This is a genomic window from Flavobacterium sp. LMO8, from assembly GCF_009495755.1.
In the GTDB taxonomy this organism is placed as follows: Bacteria; Bacteroidota; Bacteroidia; order Flavobacteriales; family Flavobacteriaceae; genus Flavobacterium.
Map to the genome: position 1 here is coordinate 151,209 of NZ_WIBJ01000006.1, position 22,917 is coordinate 174,125.

Below are 22,917 nucleotides of genomic sequence, written 5' to 3' on the forward strand. Positions count from 1 at the left end.
ATAAAATAAGATGCTAAAGTAACTAAAAAAAGGATATTGTTAAAATATCCTTTTGGGTAATGTATGAAATACTAACTACTTGATTTCTTCATAATCAATATATTCGCCAACTTTCTTTTTCTCTTTTGGCATACTTTGTTGCGACTTAGAAGTTCTATCTTGCTGTTGTTCTTGTTGTTGCCTATATTGTTCTTGCATTTTTTGTTGCATTTTATTCACTGCTTTTTGCATTAAAATAGGAGCAAAAATGCGCATCAAAAACTTAAACAAATAATAAAACAGTACGATATAAAAAAGTGTTTTTATAAAGCCCGTAAGTGAAGCCATTTCCATTTTATAAAAATTTAAAATTCAAAATTACAGCTATTGGTTGGTAAAACTTCAAATTTGTTTCTTAAAATTATGATAAAATAACTATTTTTGGACATAAATCATTTTTTATGAAATCTATTCAAACACTTTTTGTTCTATTTTTAGGAATTATGTCTCAAATTTCATTTGCTCAGTTTACAGATGAAATCAACTCTAATCGTCCTGGGAAATCGATGATGGCATTTGCTGTTGGAAAAAAAATTATTCAAACCGAAACTGGTGTGACTTATGTTTCAGAAGACCATAATCTTTTAGGATATGAAGCCAAGGGTTTTATTGGCGAATTAGCAATTCGTTATGGTGTTTGGAAAGAAGAATTAGAAGTCATTGGAGAAATTCAATATCAAAATGACAAACTTACTATTGGTGATTTTGAAGAAAAAAGAAGTGGTTTCAAACAATTAACTTTAGGAGCTAAATATTTAATTTATGATCCGTTTAAAAATTACGAAGAAAAAGTAAATATTTATAGTTGGAAAGCTAATAAAAAATTCAAATGGAGACAATTTATTCCTGCTTTTTCAATGTACGCTGGAGCAAATTTTAATGTTGGAGACAATCCATTTAATTACGCACCGGCTAACATCGAAGAACCAAGCTTTAGTCCAAAAGTAACGGCAATTGCTCAAAATCATTTTGGAGGAAGATGGGTTTTAGTTACCAACTTAACGTATGATAAAATTGGAACCGATTTTGCTTCCATTAATTACATCCTTACTCTAACAAGAGGTTTCAATGCACAATGGTCTGGTTTTATAGAAAATCAAGGTTATATGGGAGATTATTATAGTGACGGCGTTTTTAGAATTGGAGCAGCCTTTTTGTTTGACAAACATATGCAGGTTGATGCTTCTGTTGGAAAAAACCTAAAAAACACTCCTGGATTATTAAATGCTGGAATTGGATTTTCATGGCGTTTTGCTGATCAATATCAAGAAGTTCAAATTGCAAAACCTGGAACCCAAACCAAAACTGATAAAAAAATGAAGAAAAAAGGAGAAAAAGAAGCGAAGAAAAGAAAAGATGCAGTTGAATAAAATGATAACAATTAAAGAAGCCCTTACCAAAAAAGAAATGAAAGATTACGTTATGTTTTCTTTCGAATTATACAAAAACAACCCTTATTGGATTCCGCCAATAATTGCAGAAGAATTAGAAACTTTCGACAAAACTAAAAATCCTGCTCTTCAAACAGCAGAGGCTCACTTTTACTTAGCTTACAAAAACGATAAAATTGTTGGTAAAATTGCAGCTATAATTAATTGGGAAGAAGTTAATCTTTTGGAAAAAAGGAAAGTACGTTTTGGCTGGTTTGATGTTATTGATGATATTGACGTTACCAAAGCTCTTTTAAATAAAGTAGAAGAATTAGGCAGAAAACACAATATGGATCACATAGAAGGTCCAATGGGTTTTTCTAATTTGGATAAAGTTGGTGCATTAAGTGAAGGTTTTGACCAATTGGGAAATATGATTACTTGGTTCAGCTTACCTTATTACATTACTCATTTTGAACAACTTGGATTAGTAAAGGAAAAAGAATATATCGAAAGTAATTTTTCGTTTAGCAATATCAATCCCGAACCATTTCAAAAAGCGAGCATGTTGATTAAAAAACGATATGAGTTGCGCTGTTTGAACTTTACAAAAACAAAAGACATTATGCCTTTTGTGGATAAAATGTTTGATTTGTTTAACGAAACTTATTCAAAACTACAATCTTTTGTTCCAATTAACGATATTCAAAAAGAATATTTCAAAAAGAAATATATTGGTTTTATTAATCCTGAATTTATTAAATTCATAATGGATAAAGAAGATAATATGATTGCTTTTGCTATTGTGATGCCTGGTTTTGCTCAAGCATTGAAAAAAGCTAACGGAAAACTATTCCCTTTAGGATTTTATCATTTATTACAAGCGCGAAAACATTCAAAAGAAGTGGTTTTCTACTTAATTGGCGTTACACCTGAATACCAAAGCAAAGGTGTTACTGCAATTGTTTTTGATGAATATTACAAAGTGTGTCAAGCAAAAGGCATTGAAACTTGCATTAGAACTCCCGAATTAGAAGAAAATCATGCAATTCATAATTTATGGAAAAACTTTAATTCCAAAATTAACAAACGAAGATGCACGTATAGTAAATCGATTTAATCTGCAGTAACTACATTAAAGTATTTTTTAAGCAACAAATAAAAAATCCCGAGTTAGCTCGGGATTCTTTCTATATAAAAGTTTGTATTATCTATTCTGTAAATAATTCAAAACATTCTTCTCAATTCTTTCATTGATGTTGGAAATATCGGCTTTTATGAATTGCTCTCCAATAATGTTTTCGAATAACTCAATGTATCGTTCTGAAACTGTTTCGATGTATTCGTCGGTCATGTTTGGAATTTGTTGTCCTTCTTTTCCTTGGAACCCGTTTTCAATTAACCAACGACGAACAAACTCTTTTGACAATTGCTTTTGTTCTTCGTTGTTGTTTTGTCTTTCTTGATATCCTTCTGCGTAAAAATAACGAGAAGAATCAGGTGTGTGGATTTCGTCGATTAATACGATTTGTCCGTCTTTTGTTTTCCCGAATTCGTATTTTGTATCTACTAAAATTAAACCACGAGACGCTGCAATTTCAGTTCCTCTTTGATATAAAGCTCTGGTGTATTTTTCTAAAACTAGGTAATCTTCTTCCGTTACAATTCCGTTAGCTAAAATAGCTTCGCGCGAAATGTCTTCATCATGCGAACCGTTATCCGCTTTAGTTGTTGGCGTGATAATTGGTGTTGGGAATTTATCGTTTTCTTTTAAACCTTCTGGCATTTCCACACCGCAAAGAATTCTTCTTCCTGCTGCATATTCACGTGCTGCATGTCCTGATAAATAGCCACGAATTACCATTTCTACTTTGAAAGGCTCACATAAATGGCCTACCGCTACGTTTGGATCTGGAGTTGCCACTAACCAATTCGGTACAATATCAGAAGTTAATTCCATGAATTTAGTCGCAATTTGATTTAGGATTTGCCCTTTGTAAGGAATTCCTTTTGGTAAAACCACATCAAATGCAGAAAGACGGTCGGTAGCGACCATTACTAATAAGTCATCATTGATATTGTAAACTTCTCTAACTTTCCCACGGTACACCGATTTTTGTCCTGGAAAATTAAAATTGGTAGTCGTAATTGTATTCATTATGTTGTGTTGTTGTTTGTGTGGTGCAAAAGTAAACTATTTATTTTCTTTCAAAAAAGATTTCATAAAAAAAGAGCGTATCTAAAAATACCGATTTTGTCATTCCGAATTTAGTTCGGAATCTATAAATGATTATTCATAGAAGCTGAAACGAGTTCAGCTTGACAAGACTGGACTTTTAGATACGCTCTTTTTATTTTTTAAGTAATCATCTAATCATTATTCTCAATACTCTTATACGCATCAATAATTTTCTTCACTAATCTGTGACGTACGATATCTTTATCATCTAAATAGATAATTCCAACACCTTCTACATCTTTCAAAATTAGAATGGCTTCTTTCAATCCTGAAATCGTTCTTCTAGGTAAATCTACCTGACCTGGGTCGCCTGTAATCATGAACTTGGCATTTTTTCCCATACGGGTTAAGAACATTTTCATTTGAGAATGCGTAGTATTTTGTGCTTCATCTAGGATTACAAAAGCGTTATCTAACGTTCGTCCACGCATAAACGCTAACGGAGCAATTTGGATAATTCCTTTTAAAATGTAATCTTCTAAGGTTTGTGGTGGTAACATATCGCGCAATGCATCATATAAAGGTTGCATGTATGGATCTAGTTTTTCCTTCATGTCACCTGGAAGAAACCCTAAATTCTCTCCTGCTTCTACCGCAGGACGCGTTAAAATAATTCGCTTGACCTGTTTTTCTTTCAAAGCTTTAACTGCCATAGCTACACCCGTATAGGTTTTTCCTGTTCCGGCTGGACCGATAGCAAATACCATATCGTTTTTGTAAATGGTATCTACTAATTTTTGTTGGTTAGGTGTCATCGCTTTAATTAGCTTACCTCCTATTCCATGCACTAAAATTTTGTCTCTGTCGTGCATGTGTTCGGCATCATGTTGATGACTTGTTTCTAAAACCCTCAAAATAACATTATCATCTATACTGTTGTAACGCGTAAAATGATGCATCAATCTTTTGAAGCGATTTTCAAACTCATCCAAGATTTCAGGCTCACCAAACGCTTTAAGAGTAGTTCCTCGTGCTACGATTTTAAGTTTTGGATAATACTTCTTAATGGTTTCAAGATGAGCATCTTGCGCACCCCAAAATTCTTTTGGAGCAATGTCGACTAATTCAATGATTCTTTCGTTCAAAGGCTTTCTTTTTTTAATTATTTTTGAAACGCTAAAATTATAGTAGCTTTGCAATCAAATTTAGTAAAAACTACTGTTGTATTTCAAATAAGTTATAAACAAAAAAATGTCAATAATTACGTTAATTACCGATTTTGGACACAAAGACTACTTCGTAGGTGCTTTGAAAGGCAAAATTCTGTCGGAACAAAAAGAGGCAGTTATTGTTGATATTTCGCATGAAATTGACTTATTCAACACATTAGAAGCGAGTTACTGTATTAAAGCCGCTTATCACAACTTTCCAAAAGGTACAATTCACATTATTGGTGTAGATAGTGAACGTGTGGGCGATACCCAACATATTGCGATGCAATGGGACGATCATTATTTCATTTGTGCCGATAATGGCATCTTAAATACCTTAATTCAGAAGAAAATCCCACAAAAAATTGTTGCTATTACTATTCATGATAGATTGAATACCGATGTGAGCGATATGGATGTTTTTGTCGCCGTGGCTTGTCATATTTCGAGAGGTGGTTTGTTGAATGTCATTGGGAAGGAAATTCAATCCTTGAAATCAGTTAGTGTATTGACTTCTACTATTTCCGATGATTTAGCCGAAATAAAAGGACAAATCGTGTATATCGATTCATTTGGAAATTGCGTTACTAATATTTCGCACAAACAATTTAACGATACGATTAGAGGTAGAAAGTTTGAAATCATCATTAAAAATAAAAAGATAACCCGTTTGCACAAAAGCTATTCCGATTTTCCAGTTTCCGACAAGAAGCAACTGAAAGATTTAGAAGGGGATTTCTTGGCTTTATTCAACGAAAATGGGTATTTAGAAATTGCTATTTACAAAAGTAATCCTAAAACGGTGGGTTCTGCCGCTACGTTATTAGGATTGCATTTTAGAGATAGTATTTCGGTAAAATTTAAATAAAACAAGATTATGTTCATAAGAATTGTAAAAATGCGTTTTCACGAAGATAAAATTGAAGCTTTTTTAAATAATTTTGAAGAAGTGAAACACCACATACGAAACTTCGAAGGAAACCGTTTCTTAGAATTGTATCAAGACAAAAACGACAAACGTATTTTCTTTACTTATAGTTATTGGGAAAACGAAGAAGCGTTAGAGAATTACAGAAAATCGGCTTTGTTTGATGGCGTTTGGACGTACACCAAAACTCTATTCAGCGACAAACCTGAAGCTTGGAGCGTAGATAGATTAGTTACTTTGAGTTAGGAGATGGAAGTTGGGAGAAAAAACCTGAAACCTGAAACTTGAAACCTGAAACAAAAAATAAAAAAATAAATGAAAGCATTATTATTACGAGAAATAAAATCCTTTTTTGGTTCGCCGATTGGATATTTAGTCATCGGGATTTTTCTTTTACTCAACGGATTATTCCTTTGGGTTTTTGAAGGCGAATTCAATATATTAAACTCGGGTTTTGCCGATATGAGTCCGTTTTTCAAATTAGCACCATGGATTTTAATTTTCTTAATTCCTGCCGTAACCATGCGCAGTTTTTCAGATGAGAAAAAACAAGGTACGATTGAGTTATTGTTTACCAAACCACTTTCTAATTGGGATATAGTAAACGGAAAATTCTTAGGTGCTTTAGTGTTAATCATTTTAGCGATTGTACCAACGATTATTTATGTGTTGACGATTTCGCATTTTGGAAATCCGCAAGGTAACATTGATATGGGAAGTACACTTGGTTCGTATTTTGGATTGTTGTTCTTAATTGCGGCTTATACAGCAATTGGAATTTTTGCTTCTACGCTTTCAGATAATCAAATTGTGGCATTTATAATTGCCGTTTTTTGTTGTTTCTTTTTCTATTTCGGATTTGATGGCATTGCTTCTTTCCTAGGAAATTACAGTTCAATGTTTGCTGCTTTAGGAATGGATTATCACTTCAAAAGTATGAGTCGCGGTGTGTTAGATACTCGTGACATTGTATATTTTGTGAGTGTGACGTTTTTATTTTTATCGGCAACGGTTTATCAACTTAAATCATTGAAATGGTAATGAAAGAAAACAAATCAAAAGCTTTAAAGCAATTAGGAATTGTATTTTTAGCAATCATCGTTATCAATTTAATCAGCAACTTCTTTTTCAAACGTTTCGACTTAACACAAGACAAACGTTATACCTTATCGGAAACGACCTTAAACATTATAAAAGAGGTTGAAAGTCCGTTATACATTGAAGTGTATTTGGAAGGAAATTTTCCACCAGAATTCAAGCGTTTACAAAACGAAACCAAACAACTTTTAGAGGAATTCACAGCTTATAATTCGAATATTATTTTCAACTTCAAAAATCCGATTGAAAAAGAGGAAACGCGAGTAGAAAAAATGAAAGAATTCTACGCGAAAGGTATGCAACCGCTAAGCATCACCGTGGAAGACAAAGGAAAGCAATCGCAGGAAGTAGTTATCCCTTGGGCGCAAGCAACATATGGTGATAGATTCACGAAAGTGGCGTTATTGAAAAACTTAATGGGAGCTTCAACCGAGCAAAAAGTAATTAGTTCGGTGCAACACCTAGAATTTGGTTTTGCAGAAGCTATCAATAAAATTTCGAAAGAAAAACAAAAGAAAATTGCCGTAATCAAAGGTAACGGAGAAGTGTTAGAACCTTTCATGGCCGATTTCTTAAGAACGGTTAAAGAAAGCTATTACATCGGACCTTTTACTTTAGATTCGGTAGCAAAACAACCAATACAAACATTGGAAGCGCTTAAAAAATACGATTTAGCCGTAATTGCGAAACCAACAGAAGCATTTACAGAAGAAGAAAAACAAGTATTGGACCAATTCATCATGAATGGTGGAAAAACCTTGTGGTTAGTAGATGTAGTTTCAGCGGACATGGACAGTTTATACAACGAAACAGGTACTATTTTAGCCGCACAACGCGAGTTGAACTTAACGGATATGTTCTTTAAATACGGAATTAGAATCAATCCGTTATTGGTGAAAGACGAATATGCAACGCCGATCAAACTAGCGACAGGAAATCAAGGAAGCGAAACACAAATGCAAGAATACACTTGGAAATTTGCACCATTTATCTATCCAACTTCAACGAATCCTATCGTGAAAAACATGGAAGGAATTAAGTTTGAATTTGCTTCTCCGATTGAAATTCTAAAAAACGACATCAAAAAAACAGTTCTTTTAAGTTCTTCTGAATATTCAAAAACCGTTGGAACACCTACTCCAGTTTCATTAGAAATGGTTTCCGAAGAAACAACTGAAGAAGAATATTTAGGAAAAGGATTGCTTCCAGTAGCCGTTTTAATGGAAGGAAAGTTCAAATCGACTTACCAAAACAGAGTGTTGCCATTCAAAGATAATTCATTCCAAGCGACTGGAAAAGAGAATAAAATGATTGTGATTTCAGATGGTGATATTATTAAAAATCAATTAGATAAAGGAGTACCACTAGAATTAGGTTTCGACAAGTGGACGAATCAATTATATGGAAACAAAGAGTTCTTAATGAACTGCGTAAATTACCTTTTAGACGACAACGGACTTATTAACATCCGAAGTAAAGATGTCGATTTACCGCTTTTAAATAAAGAAGAAGTATATAAAAATTACACTATAGCACAAATGATAACTGTCGGATTACCAATAGTTATTTTGGCTATCTTTGGGTTTTTATTCACGTTCTTACGCAAAAGAAAATACAGCCGCTAGTTGTTGATAATTTGTTTTTGCGATTGAGTAGAATTAGAATATATTTGTGAAATATAAAATCAAATCACGATTTTAAAATACAAGATGATGAAGTTTATAGTATCGAGTTCGTATTTATTAAAACAATTACAAGTTTTAGGTAGTGTTATCAACAGTAGCAACACCTTACCTATTCTTGATAATTTCCTTTTTGAATTAGACAACAACCAATTAAAAGTTTCAGCTTCTGATTTAGAAACTACCATGACGGCTACGTTAGAAATTGATTCTACAAGTCAAGGAAGTGTTGCTATTCCTGCAAAACTTCTATTAGATATCTTAAAAACATTCCCAGAGCAACCGTTAACATTTACTGTTGAAGACAATTCAACTGTAGAGATTAGCTCAAACTCGGGTAAATATGCCATTGCTTACGCACCAGGAGAAGAATTTCCTAAAGCAGTAGTTTTAGATGATCCTTCAAAAACATTAGTTCCTGCTGAAGTATTAGCAACTGCAGTAAGCAAAACAATTTTCGCTGCTGGAAATGATGATTTACGCCCTGTAATGAGTGGAGTATTCTTCCAATTTTCACCAGAAGGATTAATTTTTGTAGCAACAGATGCTCACAAATTAGTAAAATACGCTCGCACGGATGTAAAAGCATCTCAAGTAGCGGATTTTATTATGCCAAAGAAACCTTTAAACATTTTAAAAGGAATTTTAGGAGCTTCTGATGCAGAAGTAGCTATCGAATATAACGATTCAAATGCAACTTTCTCTTTCGAGAATTATGTATTAACTTGTCGTTTAATCGATGGAAAATATCCAAACTATGAAGCGGTTATTCCAAAAGAAAATCCAAACAAATTATTAATCAACAGAGTTCAGTTTTTAAACTCAGTTCGTCGTGTAGCGATTTTTGCTAATAAAACAACGCACCAAATTCGTTTAAAAATCGCTGGAACTGAGTTGAATATTTCTGCAGAAGATATCGATTACTCTAACAAAGCATACGAGCGTTTGACTTGTGATTACCAAGGAGACGATATGCAAATCGGGTTCAACTCACGTTTCTTAACTGAAATGTTGAATAATTTATCAAGTGATGAAATCCAATTAGAAATGTCGATGCCAAATAGAGCTGGAATCTTAACTCCAGTAGACGGCTTAGACGAAGGCGAAACAGTTACGATGCTAGTAATGCCAGTAATGTTGAGCAACTAATTTACAATATTTGATTACAGTACAAAACTGAAATCTTATAACCAACCCAACCTTAACTAACTTAAAAACCACTTGGCTATGGCTTTAGTGGTTTTTTAATTTTTACTTAAACGCAAGGATTAAATTTAAACGCAAAGAGGCAAAGTTTTTTTCGCAAAGAACGCAAAAGAAAACTCTGTGCTTAACTTTGCGAGACTTTGTGTAACAATTTAAACGCAAGGGACCCAAAAGAAAAACTCTGTGTAACTCTGTGCTAAACTTTGTGAGACTTTGCGTAACTACTAAAAAAACTTCCAACTTCTAACTTCTAACTTCTGACTTTGATTTATCTTTGCAGGATTAAATTTAGAACATGATTCCACAAGAAACCATAGTTGCGTTGGCTACACCGTCTGGAGCGGGTGCGATTGCTATTATTCGATTATCTGGTAAAGATGCTATTGCGATAGCGGCTGACGTATTTCAATCGGTTTCAGGAAAAGATATTACAAAACAAAAAACGCATACGATTCATCTTGGTCATATTGTAGATAATGGAAAAGTATACGATCAAGTATTACTTTCAATTTTCAAAGGACCAAATTCCTACACTGGTGAAAATGTAATTGAAATATCGTGTCATGGTTCTACTTTTATTCAACAACAAATTATTCAATTATTGCTTCGTAAAGGTGCTAAAATGGCTCAGGCAGGCGAATTTACTTTACGTGCTTTTTTAAACGGGAAATTAGACTTATCACAAGCAGAAGCGGTTGCTGATTTGATTGCTTCAGACAATGAAGCGTCGCACCAAATTGCGATGCAACAAATGCGTGGTGGTTTTAGTAACGAGATTGCCAAATTGCGTGAAGAATTACTGAATTTCGCTTCATTAATTGAGCTTGAACTCGACTTTGCAGAAGAAGATGTCGAGTTTGCCGATAGAACACAATTTCATGAGTTATTAGAACGAATTGAATTCGTTTTGAAACGTTTGATTGACTCGTTTGCGGTTGGAAACGTTATTAAAAACGGTATTCCAGTAGCCATTGTAGGTGAACCAAACGTTGGAAAATCAACTTTATTGAATGCTTTATTAAACGAAGAACGTGCCATTGTTTCCGACATTGCAGGAACAACTCGTGATACGATTGAAGATGAATTGGTTATCAATGGAATTGGTTTCCGATTTATTGATACGGCAGGGATTCGTGAAACGAAAGATGTGGTGGAAAGTATCGGGATTCAGAAGACGTTTGAAAAGATAGAGCAATCGCAGGTCGTAATCCTTTTGCTTGATGCAAAAGAATTACAAGTTTCAGGTTTAAAGTTTCAGGTTGAAATTGAAAAAATCAAGAACAAATTTCCTCTTAAACCTCTTTTTATTATCCTAAACAAAGTTGATTTACTTACTACAAATGAAGTTGAAACGATTCGTCAAGAACTTGAAACCTTAAACTTGAAACTGATAACAATTTCTGCCAAACAGAAAATTGGTATTGATGAATTAAAAAACACTTTGCTTTCGTTTGTAAATACTGGTGCACTTAGAAACAACGAAACAATAGTTACGAATACGCGTCATTACGATTCTTTACTAAAAGCATTAGAAGAAGTGCAAAAAGTGAAATGGGGATTGGATTCAAACCTATCGTCAGATTTGATTGCACTGGACATACGCGAAGCTTTATATTATTTTGGTGAAATTACAGGTGAAGTAACGAATGATGAACTTTTAGGGAACATATTTGCGAATTTCTGTATCGGGAAATAATTACTCTCTTGTACTCATTTTAACCTGAAGATGATTCAACAACACTTGATATTTGCTAATTTCTCTCAAAACAATTTCATCGTTAGTAGCATCTATCATCTCATCTAAAATATCGCTTACTTCAATTAATGTAACACTCGCTTGCGAAAAATTCTTGATTGCCATGTAATCAATAATCTGTTGAATATCCTTTTTTATTGTGGTAAATTGGTCTTCCATAATTTTAATATAGCTCTTTTTTAATAGTTTGTAATGAAAGGTTCGTGGTAATTAACTTCTGAATTATATCTTTTCGAAGTGCTTCCAAATCTTCATAACCTAAATATTTTGCCCATGTATCAGATTCCAAAATTTCTTTTATTTGACGGATAACTTTTGCAGTTTCGGAAGCATTTCTTAAAACAGCTTTTCCGTCGTATTTTGGATTGTTTTTATGTTGAAACATTACTTCAATGGTTTCGAAATTTACTTCCACATAAAAAAAGTTCTCGGTCTCGTTATTCGGGTAAAAATCAGTCCACTTGGCAAAACCAACACGATGTTGACTATTATTAATTTTTGAACTTGAACTTGCGCTTGCGCTTGTAGTTGAAATCAATCGCCATCTACAATTCGCAGCTCTTCCCCAGTGATTAGAAATACGATAAACACCTTCATCCGTAAAAAAATACCCACTACCCGATTTACTTTTATAATGCCATTCAACATTGGGAATCGTAACTATTTCTACTTCGATAAACTCACAAAAAGTATGTTTATGGAAATTATTACGATTATATTTTATTTTACTCAAAATAAATATCTTAATTTATAAACTAAAAAATTACAACTCTAATAATTTTTATCAAAATTTATTATAAAATCATTAATAAAATAATCCAAATGTAACAATTGTTACACTTTCTTATTTTTCAATTTTTAATTTTACAAAACTAACCAAATACTCAATACAATGAAAGATAAGTATCAAATTGTAATTGTTGGCGCAGGAACTGGAGGAATAATGACTGCTGCACAACTACTTCGCAAAGATAAAAATTTAGATATTGCAATAATTGATCCATCAGAGGTACATGTTTATCAGCCAGCGTGGACACTTGTTGGTGGTGGTGCATTTAATTTTGAAAAAACAAAAAGATCAACGTCTTCAGTTATTCCAAAAGGGACTATTTGGATCAAAGACAAGGTAGTTTCATTAGAACCAGAAACTAATAGCTTAACAACAGAAAAAAGCGGAAAAATTGCTTACGATTACTTAGTACTATCTCCAGGATTAGTATATGATTTAGACGGAATTGAAGGCTTGAGAGAAAATCTTGGTAAAAACGGTGTTTGCAGTAATTATACCGACCCAAATTACACTTGGGAATTAATTAAAAATTTCAAAGGTGGAAATGCTGTTTTTACGCAACCAATTACTCCTATTAAATGTGGTGGAGCTCCTCAAAAGATAGCCTATTTAGCGGCAGATTATTTTAGAAAAAAGAAAATTACAAATGCAGAGGTTGTATTTGCAACACCTGGTTCAGTAATTTTTGGTGTAAAGGTTTTTGCCGATACTTTAATGCAAGTTATTTACAGATATGGTATTCATTTCAAACCACATTATGCCCCTGTAAAAATTGATGGAGAAAAAAAATTAGTTTACTTTAAAAGTATTGCTCCCGAAGAAAATCAATGTGTTATTAATGAAGGAAATGTATTAAATGAAGAATTTCATGGTGAGACAGAAATTGTAATGCCTTTTGATATTTTGCATTTGGCATCACCACAAATGGCTCCCGATTTTATTAGAAATTCATCATTAGCAAATGCACAAAAATGGTTAGATGTTGATATTTTATCACTCCAGCATTTGAGACATAAAAATGTTTTTAGTTTAGGTGATGTTGCTGCTTTACCTACTGCAAAAACAGGTGCTGCAATCAGAAAACAAGCTCCTGTTGTTGTAGAAAATATACTAACAATGATAAAAGAAAACAAATTAGGTCATTCTATCTATGAAGGGTATTCATCTTGTCCATTAGTAACGGGTTATGGAAAAATGGTTCTTGCTGAATTCAAATATGACAACGTACGCGATTCTGATCCATTTTTATCAAAATTTGTAGATACTACAAAAGAAAAATGGAGCATGTGGATTCTGAAAAAATATGGTCTTCCTTACATGTATTGGAATAAAATGTTAAAAGGAAAAATGTAATTTTCTTAACAAAACCCTTATAAGTTATTCTGTACCTTTACAGAAATTAAAATTTTATGAAAGACATATTAACCCAATCTTACGGATATATTTTTGAAGAAGCTTTAATTGATGAAATTGTTAAAGTTGCTACCTTCAAAGAATTTAAGGCCGATGATTATTTAATCGAAATTGGCGATTATATCAAAACCATGCCTTTGCTTTTAAATGGTGCCATAAAAATATTACGTGAAGATGAAAATGGCGACGAATTATTATTGTATTTTTTAGAACGTGGTGATACTTGTGCAATGACCTTAACGTGTTGTATGGGACAATCAAAAAGTAGAATAAGAGCTATTGCCGAAACAAATGGTTCACTTTTAATGATTCCAGTCGAAAAAATGGAAGATTGGTTAACCAAGTATAAAACGTGGAGAAACTTTGTTTTTGACAGCTATAATGTAAGACTAATGGAAATGCTTGAAGCTATTGACACTTTAGCCTTTATGAATTTAGACGAACGTTTATACAAATATTTAACAGATAAAGCAAAAGTTATAGGTGATACTGAAATACACAACACACATCAAGAAATTGCTTATGAAATGCATACTTCACGTGTCGTAATTTCAAGATTATTAAAAGCTTTAGAAATTCAAGGAAAAATTAAATTACATCGAAATAAAATAGAAATTTTACAATTTTAAATGGAACTATTAGGTTATTTTGGCGCATTATGTATAGGATTGATATTAGGTTTAACTGGTGGTGGAGGTTCCATTTTAACAGTTCCAATATTAGTATATGTAATGCTTATTAATCCATTAACTGCAGCTGCATATTCTCTTTTTATTGTAGGAACAACTTCAGCATTTGGAGCATTTCAAAATAGTCGAAAAAATTTAGTCGATTTTAAAAATGGGTTTTTATTTGCCGTTCCTTCTTTTATTGCTGTTTATATAACTCGAAGATATTTAGTTAATTTAATACCAAAAATAATAACCCTAAATTCATTTGTTACAACAAGGAGTACATTTTTAATGGTATTTTTTGCAATTATTATGATACTTGCCGCTATTTCTATGTTAAAAAAGAAAAAAACAGAAAACATAGAAAGTAAAAAATCATCAATTATAGCATTAATTATTCAAACCTTTATAATTGGAATTGTAATCGGATTAGTTGGAGCTGGTGGAGGTTTTTTAATTATTCCTTCTTTGGTTTTATTTGCAAAACTACCAATGAAAAAAGCAGTTGGAACCTCATTATTTATTATTGCAATGAATTCATTGATAGGATTTATTGGAGATATACAAAATATTACGATAGATTGGATATTTTTGCTAACGTTTACTTCTATATCAATTGTTGGAATTTTTATAGGAATTTATCTGAACAAGTATGTAAATGAAGTACAATTAAAAAAAGGATTTGCTTATTTTGTTTTACTAATGGCAATCTTTATTTTATTTAAAGAATTTAAAATGTAACATTAGTTACAACAATATCAACAGATTAAAGATAATTTTACAAAAAATAAAATTTAAAAACATGAAAATAGAACAAATTTACACAGGATGTATTGCTCATGCAGCATATTACATCGAAAGCAATGGCGAAGCAGCAATTGTGGATCCATTGAGAGAAGTACAACCATATATCGATAAAGCTCAAAAAGAAAATGCAACCATAAAATATATTTTTGAAACACATTTTCATGCCGATTTTGTTTCTGGTCATTTAGATTTGGCTAAGAAAACAGGAGCTTCAATCGTATATGGACCAACAGCAAATCCAAACTTTGATTGTATTGTAGCTAAAGACGGACAAGAATTTAAAGTGGGTGGTGTTACAATTAAAGCAATTCACACACCTGGTCACACTTTAGAAAGTACATGTTATTTAGTAACTGATGAAACGGGTAAAGAACACGGAATTATCACTGGAGATACTTTATTTATTGGTGATGTAGGACGACCTGATTTAGCTCAAAAATTAGTGGAAGATTTAACACAAGAAGTATTAGCAAATCATTTATACGATTCACTACGCAACAAAATTATGCCTTTGAGCGATGATTTAATTGTATATCCAAATCACGGAGCTGGAAGTGCTTGCGGAAAAAACATGAGTAAAGAAACCACCGATACATTAGGCAATCAAAAGAAAGTCAATTACGCCTTAAGAGCAGATATGACTCGTGAAGAATTTATTGCCGAATTGTTAGACGGATTAACTCCTCCTCCTGCTTATTTCCCACAAAATGTACTAATGAACATTCAAGGTTATGATAGTTTAGAATCAGTATTATCAAAGGCAGATACACCGCTTTCTCCAAAGGAATTCGAAACAGTTGCTAATCAAACAGAAGCGTTAGTTTTAGATGTTCGCCATGAAAATGATTTTGTAAAAGAACATATTCCTGGTTCGATTTTCATTGGTTTACACGGTCAATTTGCGCCATGGGTTGGTGCTTTAATTAGAGATACCAAACAACCCATTTTATTAATTACTCCTGATGGAATGGAAACTGAAACCATTACTCGTTTATCGCGCGTAGGTTTTGACAATACTTTAGGATATTTGAATGGTGGACTAAATGCTTGGAAAGCTGCTGGTTTTGAAACCGATTCAATTGAATCAATTTCGCCAGAGGAATTTGCTTCAAAATATGAAAACGCAATTGTTGTTGATGCCAGAAAACCAAGTGAATACAAAGCTGAACATGTAGAAAAAGCAATGAACATTCCATTAGATTATGTAAACGAACAATTAGCCGAAGTACCAAAAGAAGATTCTTTCTTTTTGCATTGTGCCGGTGGTTATCGTTCTGTGATTATGTCTTCGATTTTAAAATCGAGAGGCTATCATAATATGATTAACGTAGAAAAAGGTATGGCTGGAATTAGAAATACAAATGCACCCCTAACAGCCTTTGTTTGTCCGAGTACGTTGAAATAAAACAAGTTAAGATAAAATAATAAATCCGACTTCTTAACAAGAGTCGGTTTTTTTTTTAGACTCTTCATTTTGCTTCGTGCCTCGCAATGACAGGTAGGGCTATCCACACTCACTTTACTTAAAATTTTGTGAAATTTTAAGTAAGAGCTCAAACAAATGCTCCTATCTCTAACGCAGAATTGGTTTTCAGTTTAAAAATATACTTTTTCCAATCTCGTAGGGACGATATACTGGTAACAAAACACACATTAAGAATAAATATACTAATGCTAGCTAGCTTTAGCCGAACTAGCTACATCAAAAAATTCCTTTATAAAGTATATAAACAACAAACCACCTCAATTCATGTGGTTTTTATATTTAGAGTCCCTTAGGGACGGCATATTGGTAACAAAAAAGCCCTATCAAAATTGATAGGGCTTTTCAAAAGAAAGGCGGCGACATACTCTCCCACACAACTGCAGTACCATCTGCGCAATCGGGCTTAACTTCTCTGTTCGGAATGGGAAGAGGTGAGCCCCGACGCAATAACCACCTTAAGTTTTTAGTTGGTAGTTTCTAGTTTACAGTAGGGAGAAAACTCCAAACTCATAACTTTTAACTCCTAACTGCAACTTCGTTGCAAATATCTTAACATACTGAGATAAAATTTATTGTCATCCTGTAAAGGATCAGAAAGTTTCTTCCTCCGCCGTAGCGGAGGAATTTATACATAAGCTAACGGGTTATTAGTACTACTCGACTATGACATTACTGCCTTTACATCTATAGCCTATCGACCTAGTCATCTTCTAGGACCCTTAAAAGAAATCTCATCTTGTGGTGGGTTTCGCGCTTATATGCTTTCAGCGCTTATCCCTTCCCAACGTAGCTACTCTGCAGTGCTCCTGGCGGAACAACAGATACACCAGCGGTTAGTCCAATTCGGTCCTCTCGTACTAGAATCAGATCCACTCAAATTTCTAACGCCCACAGTAGATAGAGACCGAACTGTCTCACGACGTTCTGAACCCAGCTCGCGTGCCACTTTAATGGGCGAACAGCCCAACCCTTGGGACCTTCTCCAGCCCCAGGATGTGACGAGCCGACATCGAGGTGCCAAACCCCCCCGTCGATATGAGCTCTTGGGGGAGATCAGCCTGTTATCCCCGGCGTACCTTTTATCCTTTGAGCGATGGCCCTTCCATGCGGAACCACCGGATCACTATGCTCTACTTTCGTACCTGATCGACCTGTATGTCTCTCAGTCAAGCTCCCTTATGCCATTGCACTCTACGCACGGTTACCAAGCGTGCTGAGGGAACCTTTAGAAGCCTCCGTTACTCTTTTGGAGGCGACCACCCCAGTCAAACTACCCACCAAACAATGTCCCCCGCATTACGGGGTTAGGCCTCAGACAAGCAAAGGGTGGTATTTCAACAATGACTCCACAACGCCTAGCGACGCCACTTCACAGTCTCCCACCTATCCTACACATCACGTGTCCAAGGTCAATATTAAGCTATAGTAAAGGTGCACAGGGTCTTTTCGTCCCACTGCGGGTAAGCGGCATCTTCACCGCTACTACAATTTCACCGAGCTCATGGCTGAGACAGTATCCAGATCGTTACACCATTCGTGCAGGTCGGAACTTACCCGACAAGGAATTTCGCTACCTTAGGACCGTTATAGTTACGGCCGCCGTTTACTTGGGCTTCATTTCAATGCTTCTCCGAAGATAACATCTCCACTTAACCTTCAAGCACCGGGCAGGTGTCAGGCCCTATACTTCATCTTACGATTTTGCAGAGCCCTGTGTTTTTGATAAACAGTCGCCTGGATTTTTTCACTGCGGCCAGCATTGCTGCTGGCGACCCTTCTCCCGAAGTTACGGGTCCATTTTGCCTAATTCCTTAGCCATGAATCTCTCGAGCACCTTAGGATTCTCTCCTCAACTACCTGTGTCGGTTTACGGTACTGGTACTTATAATCTAAGTTTAGAAGATTTTCTTGGCAGCCTTTAGGTACACTATCACTTTGTCCGAAGACTCCGTGTACTATCGCATTTCACCAGTCCCAGCGGATTTGCCTACCGGGCCTATAGCTAAGTGCTTTAACGAACTATTCCGTCAGTTCGCGGTACTTTCACCACTGCGTCTCTCCATCACAATTATAAGTAGTACGGGAATATTAACCCGTTAGCCATCGACTGTCCCTTTCGGGTTCGCCTTAGGACCAGACTAACCCACAGCTGATTAGCATAGCTGTGGAAACCTTAGTTTTTCGGTGTGCGGGTTTCTCGCCCGCATTATCGTTACTTATGCCTACATTTTCTTTTCTAAACAGTCCAGCATGACTCACATCACACCTTCGACCCAGTTTAGAATGCTCCCCTACCACTTGTATTACTACAAATCCATAGCTTCGGTAATATGCTTATGCCCGATTATTATCCATGCTCGTCCGCTCGACTAGTGAGCTGTTACGCACTCTTTAAATGAATGGCTGCTTCCAAGCCAACATCCTAGCTGTCTGGGCAGACAAACCTCGTTATTTCAACTTAGCATATATTTGGGGACCTTAGCTGATGGTCTGGGTTCTTTCCCTCTCGGACATGGACCTTAGCACCCATGCCCTCACTGCTGGTAAACATTATATAGCATTCGGAGTTTGTCAGGAATTGGTAGGCGATGAAGCCCCCGCATCCAATCAGTAGCTCTACCTCTATATAACTTATACCCAGCGCTGCACCTAAATGCATTTCGGGGAGTACGAGCTATTTCCGAGTTTGATTGGCCTTTCACCCCTACCCACAGGTCATCCGAAGACTTTTCAACGTCAACCGGTTCGGTCCTCCACTATGTGTTACCACAGCTTCAACCTGCCCATGGGTAGATCACACGGTTTCGCGTCTACCATTACTGACTAAAGCGCCCTATTCAGACTCGCTTTCGCTACGGATCCATACCATAAGTACTTATCCTTGCCAGCAACGGTAACTCGTAGGCTCATTATGCAAAAGGCACGCCGTCACCCCACGAAAGGGCTCCGACCGCTTGTAAGCGTATGGTTTCAGGATCTATTTCACTCCGTTATTCACGGTTCTTTTCACCTTTCCCTCACGGTACTGGTTCACTATCGGTCTCTCAGGAGTATTTAGCCTTAGCGGATGGTCCCGCCAAATTCACACAGGGTTTCACGTGCCCCGCGCTACTCAGGATACCACTATCTATATCTTCTCTTACCCATACAGGACTATCACCCTCTTTGGTTTACCTTTCCAGGTAATTCCGGTTCAATCCGCATAGAATGTCGTGGTCCTACAACCCCAAAATTGCCGTAACAACTCTGGTTTGGGCTAATCCGCGTTCGCTCGCCACTACTTACGGAATCACTTTTGTTTTCTTCTCCTCCGCCTACTTAGATGTTTCAGTTCAGCGGGTTTGCCCCCTATCGGGTAATGCATCTTCAATGCATTGGGTTGCCCCATTCGGATATCTACGGATCAATTCGTGTGTGCCAATCCCCGTAGCTTTTCGCAGCTTATCACGTCCTTCTTCGCCTCTGAGAGCCTAGGCATCCCCCATACGCCCTTATTTTGCTTATGTGCCGCCTATTTTTATAAATAAAAATAGGACTTTCTTTATAAATACGTAATAAATCACGCATCTACTGTACTTTCTACTTTTTAAATATTTTTATCTCAATATGTCAATGAACTTTTTTCGCCGAGGCGAACTGTGGAGAATATCGGAGTCGAACCGATGACCTCCTGCGTGCAAGGCAGGCGCTCTAGCCAGCTGAGCTAATCCCCCGTTTTTTAGTGTTCAGTTAACAGTTATCAGTTAACAGTACTTCAAACGGTTACTCAACCTCTAAAATTTCCTTATAAGTAAAACATTGTAGTCCCGCCCAGACTCGAACTGGGGACCCCTACATTATCAGTGTAGTACTCTAACCAGCTGAGCTACGAGACTCTGTTTTTACTTATTTGTATTATTTGAATTAACAGCGAGAGTAATATTTATCGTATCGTAAAGATAGCTTCTCGTTTCTTCTCTAGAAAGGAGGTGTTCCAGCCGCACCTTCCGGTACGGCTACCTTGTTACGACTTAGCCCTAGTTACTAGTTTTACCCTAGGCAGCTCCTTGCGGTCACCGACTTCAGGCACCCCCAGCTTCCATGGCTTGACGGGCGGTGTGTACAAGGCCCGGGAACGTATTCACCGGATCATGGCTGATATCCGATTACTAGCGATTCCAGCTTCACGGAGTCGAGTTGCAGACTCCGATCCGAACTGAGATAGGTTTTGTAGATTCGCTCCTGCTCGCGCAGTGGCTGCTCTCTGTACCTACCATTGTAGCACGTGTGTGGCCCAGGACGTAAGGGCCGTGATGATTTGACGTCATCCCCACCTTCCTCACAGTTTACACTGGCAGTCTCGTTAGAGTTCCCGACATGACTCGCTGGCAACTAACGACAGGGGTTGCGCTCGTTATAGGACTTAACCTGACACCTCACGGCACGAGCTGACGACAACCATGCAGCACCTTGTAAATTGTCCGAAGAAAAAACTGTTTCCAGTCCTGTCAATCTACATTTAAGCCCTGGTAAGGTTCCTCGCGTATCATCGAATTAAACCACATGCTCCACCGCTTGTGCGGGCCCCCGTCAATTCCTTTGAGTTTCACACTTGCGTGCGTACTCCCCAGGTGGGATACTTATCACTTTCGCTTAGCCACTCAGATAAATCCGAACAGCTAGTATCCATCGTTTACGGCGTGGACTACCAGGGTATCTAATCCTGTTCGCTCCCCACGCTTTCGTCCATCAGCGTCAATCGTTTGTTAGTAACCTGCCTTCGCAATTGGTATTCCATGTAATATCTAAGCATTTCACCGCTACACTACATATTCTAGTTACTTCACAAAAATTCAAGCCTTACAGTATCAATGGCAGTTTCCTAGTTGAGCTAGGAGATTTCACCACTGACTTATAAGGCCGCCTACGGACCCTTTAAACCCAATGATTCCGGATAACGCTTGGACCCTCCGTATTACCGCGGCTGCTGGCACGGAGTTAGCCGGTCCTTATTCTTACAGTACCGTCAAGACGCTACACGTAGCGTTGTTTCTTCCTGTATAAAAGCAGTTTACACACCATAGATGCTTCTTCCTGCACGCGGCATGGCTGGTTCAGGCTTGCGCCCATTGACCAATATTCCTCACTGCTGCCTCCCGTAGGAGTCTGGTCCGTGTCTCAGTACCAGTGTGGGGGATCTCCCTCTCAGGACCCCTACCCATCATTGTCTTGGTAAGCCGTTACCTTACCAACTAACTAATGGGACGCATGCTCATCTTATACCGTTGGAACTTTAATTATCAAATGATGCCATTCAATAATACTATGGGGCATTAATCCAAATTTCTCTGGGCTATTCCCCTGTATAAGGTAGATTGCATACGCGTTACGCACCCGTGCGCCGGTCTCAAGTTCCGAAGAACTCTACCCCTCGACTTGCATGTGTTAGGCCTGCCGCTAGCGTTCATCCTGAGCCAGGATCAAACTCTTCATCGTATATTGTTTGTTAGATAAATCTAACTTATGTTTCGATTCAAGTCGCTAGTCTTTTCAATAATATTGGAAAAATCTTACTCTCTCTTAATTTTCAAAATTACATCGCTGTAATTTTGTGCTGTCAATTCAATATGTCTATGAACGTGTCATTCTTTTTTTTTGTTCGCCACTGTTTCAGTTAGCGGGTGCAAAAGTACAACTCTTTTTTTATCTGGCAAGCTTTTTTGAAAAAATATTTTGTTTATTTTTTCACGACCACTTTACCACTATTTTTAAGAACTTGTACGCTCCGATTCTTGCGTTTCGGGTCGGCAAAGATACTACCTTTACTTTTTATTATCCAAATCTTTTTTTAACTTTTTTTAAAGTTTTTTTTGATTTGTTTAATCTTTCAGTTTGTGTGTGAACTTCTGCTCTAATGCGGGTGCAAAAGTAGGAATCTTTTTTATTCTCACAAGCCTTTTTAATTCTTTTTTTATTCTTTTTTTTGACGCTTTTCTTAACACGCTGATAACAAGGATTTAATATAGAAAGTTTTTTTAAAGTTTAACCACTAAGGACACAAGGAAAGTACTAAGCACACAAAAGGGGATTGTTTGAATGGTGAATAACGATTAACGAATATTGAATAGTGAAGTTTTTAAATACTGTGGCTACATCCCCCTAACCCCTTCGAAGAGGGAATTTCTTCTACAGAAGTATTGGTTTATTTTGAATGGAGAAGATTAATACTATATATAGAATGGTTTCAGGTTTCAGGTTGTGAGCTTAACTGCGTTAAGCTACAGCCTGCTGCGCAGGAGATT

The 22,917-nt window shown here is 36.1% G+C and carries 17 protein-coding genes, 2 tRNA genes and 3 rRNA genes; 12 read left to right on the forward strand and 10 right to left on the reverse strand.

The window, feature by feature from the left end:
• Window positions 1-75: 75 nt before the first annotated feature.
• On the reverse strand, window positions 76-327 hold the full coding sequence (locus GFJ94_RS01100) for a DUF4834 family protein (RefSeq protein WP_238989419.1): 252 nt from the start codon (window positions 325-327) through the stop codon (window positions 76-78).
• A 113-nt stretch (window positions 328-440) separates the two neighbouring features.
• Between GFJ94_RS01100 and GFJ94_RS01105 the strand changes: the two genes are divergently transcribed.
• Both GFJ94_RS01105 and GFJ94_RS01110 read left to right on the forward strand, forming a co-directional pair.
• A complete protein-coding gene (locus tag GFJ94_RS01105; RefSeq protein WP_153199563.1) occupies window positions 441-1,409 on the forward strand; it encodes a transporter in 969 nt (322 codons plus the stop codon).
• Between the two features lies 1 nt (window position 1,410).
• Window positions 1,411-2,529, forward strand: a complete 1,119-nt coding sequence (locus GFJ94_RS01110; RefSeq protein WP_153199565.1) for a GTP cyclohydrolase — start codon at window positions 1,411-1,413, stop codon at window positions 2,527-2,529.
• Between the two features lie 87 nt (window positions 2,530-2,616).
• Here the strand turns inward: GFJ94_RS01110 and GFJ94_RS01115 are convergent, their stop codons facing one another.
• Window positions 2,617-3,567 (reverse strand): phosphoribosylaminoimidazolesuccinocarboxamide synthase, encoded by a 951-nt coding sequence (locus GFJ94_RS01115; RefSeq protein WP_153199567.1) that lies wholly within the window; start codon window positions 3,565-3,567, stop codon window positions 2,617-2,619.
• 212 nt (window positions 3,568-3,779) lie between these two features.
• Entirely contained in the window at window positions 3,780-4,733 is a 954-nt protein-coding gene (locus GFJ94_RS01120; RefSeq protein WP_153199569.1) for a PhoH family protein, read from the reverse strand.
• 106 nt (window positions 4,734-4,839) lie between these two features.
• On the opposite strand from GFJ94_RS01120, the gene GFJ94_RS01125 reads away from it, so the two are divergent.
• From GFJ94_RS01125 to mnmE, 6 genes are all read left to right on the forward strand, one after another.
• Window positions 4,840-5,667 (forward strand): S-adenosyl-l-methionine hydroxide adenosyltransferase family protein, encoded by an 828-nt coding sequence (locus GFJ94_RS01125; protein WP_153199571.1) that lies wholly within the window; start codon window positions 4,840-4,842, stop codon window positions 5,665-5,667.
• Window positions 5,668-5,676: 9 nt separating this feature from the next.
• Window positions 5,677-5,973, forward strand: coding sequence for a putative quinol monooxygenase (locus GFJ94_RS01130; RefSeq protein WP_153199573.1), 297 nt, complete (start codon window positions 5,677-5,679; stop codon window positions 5,971-5,973).
• Window positions 5,974-6,042: 69 nt separating this feature from the next.
• Window positions 6,043-6,768, forward strand: coding sequence for a gliding motility-associated ABC transporter permease subunit GldF (gldF, locus tag GFJ94_RS01135; RefSeq protein ID WP_133610940.1), 726 nt, complete (start codon window positions 6,043-6,045; stop codon window positions 6,766-6,768).
• The gene (gene gldG / locus GFJ94_RS01140) at window positions 6,768-8,450 is read left to right on the forward strand and encodes a gliding motility-associated ABC transporter substrate-binding protein GldG (RefSeq protein ID WP_370513775.1); all 1,683 of its coding nucleotides are present in this window, start codon (window positions 6,768-6,770) and stop codon (window positions 8,448-8,450) included. Before gldF ends, gldG begins: the two co-directional genes overlap by 1 nt.
• 87 nt (window positions 8,451-8,537) lie before the next feature.
• Complete coding sequence (gene dnaN / locus GFJ94_RS01145; RefSeq protein ID WP_153199576.1) at window positions 8,538-9,656, forward strand: DNA polymerase III subunit beta; 1,119 nt, start codon at window positions 8,538-8,540, stop codon at window positions 9,654-9,656.
• Window positions 9,657-10,008: 352 nt separating this feature from the next.
• Complete coding sequence (gene mnmE, locus GFJ94_RS01150) at window positions 10,009-11,409, forward strand: tRNA uridine-5-carboxymethylaminomethyl(34) synthesis GTPase MnmE (RefSeq protein WP_153199578.1); 1,401 nt, start codon at window positions 10,009-10,011, stop codon at window positions 11,407-11,409.
• Here the strand turns inward: mnmE and GFJ94_RS01155 are convergent, their stop codons facing one another.
• Together GFJ94_RS01155 and GFJ94_RS01160 are read right to left on the reverse strand one after the other, a co-directional pair.
• On the reverse strand, window positions 11,410-11,628 hold the full coding sequence (locus tag GFJ94_RS01155; RefSeq protein WP_153199580.1) for a hypothetical protein: 219 nt from the start codon (window positions 11,626-11,628) through the stop codon (window positions 11,410-11,412).
• A 4-nt stretch (window positions 11,629-11,632) separates the two neighbouring features.
• On the reverse strand, window positions 11,633-12,202 hold the full coding sequence (locus tag GFJ94_RS01160) for a hypothetical protein (protein ID WP_203228635.1): 570 nt from the start codon (window positions 12,200-12,202) through the stop codon (window positions 11,633-11,635).
• Between the two features lie 159 nt (window positions 12,203-12,361).
• Here GFJ94_RS01160 and GFJ94_RS01165 point away from each other — a divergent pair, with 159 nt between their 5' ends.
• The 4 genes from GFJ94_RS01165 (at window position 12,362) to GFJ94_RS01180 (ending at window position 16,555) form a co-directional block, all read left to right on the forward strand.
• Window positions 12,362-13,612: an FAD/NAD(P)-binding oxidoreductase gene (locus tag GFJ94_RS01165; protein WP_153199582.1), complete on the forward strand. Its 1,251-nt coding sequence runs from the start codon at window positions 12,362-12,364 to the stop codon at window positions 13,610-13,612.
• 56 nt (window positions 13,613-13,668) lie between these two features.
• The gene (locus GFJ94_RS01170; RefSeq protein ID WP_153199584.1) at window positions 13,669-14,301 is read left to right on the forward strand and encodes a Crp/Fnr family transcriptional regulator; all 633 of its coding nucleotides are present in this window, start codon (window positions 13,669-13,671) and stop codon (window positions 14,299-14,301) included.
• Window positions 14,302-15,084, forward strand: coding sequence for a sulfite exporter TauE/SafE family protein (locus GFJ94_RS01175; protein ID WP_153199586.1), 783 nt, complete (start codon window positions 14,302-14,304; stop codon window positions 15,082-15,084).
• 61 nt (window positions 15,085-15,145) lie between these two features.
• Window positions 15,146-16,555 (forward strand): rhodanese-like domain-containing protein, encoded by a 1,410-nt coding sequence (locus GFJ94_RS01180; RefSeq protein ID WP_153199587.1) that lies wholly within the window; start codon window positions 15,146-15,148, stop codon window positions 16,553-16,555.
• A gap of 429 nt (window positions 16,556-16,984) precedes the next feature.
• Here the strand turns inward: GFJ94_RS01180 and rrf are convergent.
• The 5 genes from rrf to GFJ94_RS01205 form a co-directional block, all read right to left on the reverse strand.
• Window positions 16,985-17,094 (reverse strand): 5S ribosomal RNA (gene rrf, locus GFJ94_RS01185).
• A gap of 169 nt (window positions 17,095-17,263) precedes the next feature.
• Window positions 17,264-20,142: ribosomal RNA gene (locus tag GFJ94_RS01190) — 23S ribosomal RNA — on the reverse strand.
• 133 nt (window positions 20,143-20,275) lie between these two features.
• Window positions 20,276-20,349 (reverse strand) — tRNA-Ala (locus GFJ94_RS01195).
• 88 nt (window positions 20,350-20,437) lie between these two features.
• A tRNA-Ile gene (locus GFJ94_RS01200) sits at window positions 20,438-20,511 on the reverse strand.
• 86 nt (window positions 20,512-20,597) lie between these two features.
• Window positions 20,598-22,111, reverse strand: a 16S ribosomal RNA gene (locus GFJ94_RS01205).
• Together the 16S, 23S and 5S rRNA genes with 2 tRNA genes alongside form the textbook arrangement of a ribosomal RNA operon.
• Window positions 22,112-22,917: the final 806 nt, after the last annotated feature.